Source organism: Brunnivagina elsteri CCALA 953, assembly GCF_002289455.1.
GTDB lineage: Bacteria > Cyanobacteriota > Cyanobacteriia > Cyanobacteriales > Nostocaceae > Brunnivagina > Brunnivagina elsteri.
In genome coordinates this window covers 1-1355 of record NZ_NTFS01000747.1, presented here as the reverse complement: position 1 = coordinate 1355, position 1355 = coordinate 1, and the positions used below count along the sequence as shown (strand labels likewise).

The 1355-nt window shown below is 36.5% G+C and carries 1 protein-coding gene; it reads left to right on the top strand.

The features are described from left to right. Positions 1–102 precede the first annotated feature (102 nt). The gene (locus CK510_RS30425) at positions 103–1278 is read left to right on the top strand and encodes an exostosin family protein (protein ID WP_095725127.1); all 1176 of its coding nucleotides are present in this window, start codon (positions 103–105) and stop codon (positions 1276–1278) included. Positions 1279–1355 lie beyond the last annotated feature (77 nt).

Genomic DNA, 1355 nt, shown 5'->3' with positions numbered 1-1355 from the left:
GTCTCTACGTCTTTTCCGGAGATGTCTATTGATTTATGGACTATACCTGTATAAATTTACATGATAGATAATAATTTAAATCTCAACTAAGTATTTACGCATATGTGGCAGCGTCTTGATGTTAAAAAAAATACAGATTCAAACCCTCTGCCGCGCAATCGCTATTACATTTATATGCGCTGGCACAAATCCCCCCTTCCCTGGAATATATTTGAAGCTCCTCCATGTGAATTGGGTTTAGCAGCATATCTTAGCAAAGTGTTGCAAGAAATGGAGAAGCGTTTACAATTAGAAAATTTAATATTTTATATTACATGGGATGACGTTAACGAGTTACCAACTTATGGTGATAATGTTGTCGTTATTGTACTTGGTGACGAATGGTATCGAATTCCGAAATATGTAAATAAAGTAGGTGCTATTTTTAAATGTATTGGTACAGGTGCAATTTTAGGATGTAATCCTATCTACAAACCATCTCATCTGAATTTACTGACATTAATCCAATATTTGCGAATTTTATTAGTCGGTATTCCTGGTTTCTTGAATTACTATTTGCATCAAATTAAAGATATATTTACAGGGCAAAATAGTATTGCACCAATTTACGATATTCCCCTGGGTTATGCTAATTCACAAGAATTATCAATTAAACCAATCGAAAAACGTACTTTTGATGCTTATTTCTCAGGCAGTATTACCCACATAGACTATCCCAAATGGTCGATAAAACGTTTGATTAGCACACCGAAAATGCTGGCAAGACAAACAATGGTGTCAAAGCTTTCTAGTATTAAAATAAATAATCCCCAACTGAATATAGAACTAGCAATCACTGGTAATTTTTTCTCTAGTTTCAATGCTCAAGCGGTTTCCAACCAAGCAGAACAACCGGAAATACGCAGTTATTCAGAGGCAATGATGAATACAAAAATATGCCTCGTACCTCGTGGAAGCTCTTTTGAAACGACAAGACTATTTGAAGCGATGCGATATGGTTGTATTGTTATTACTGAGGCATTACCATCCCGTTGGTATTTAGATGGTGCCCCAATCATTCAAATTCGTGACTGGGATGAACTGGAAAAGGTGATCGAAAACCTATATGCGAAACCCCAACTCATGCAGGAACTTCACCAAGAATCGTTAAAATGGTGGGAAAGCAAATGCTGTGAAGCTATTGTTGGTGGCTATTTTGCAAATAATCTCAATGCGAAACACCGTACATCACTGTTGAAATTCTCTCCAATACTTTCTAGACAAGTATCTCAAGCATAGTATACTGCAAACGGCTTAAAATTTGACTAATATAGAACCCCTCTCCAACCTCTCCCCTTACTAAGGGGAGAGGCTTA

Bases quoted from the DNA above. Each gene is read 5' to 3' on its own strand.
- CK510_RS30425 (WP_095725127.1), top strand. From the start codon at position 103: ATGTGGCAGCGTCTTGATGTTAAAAAAAATACAGATTCAAACCCTCTG.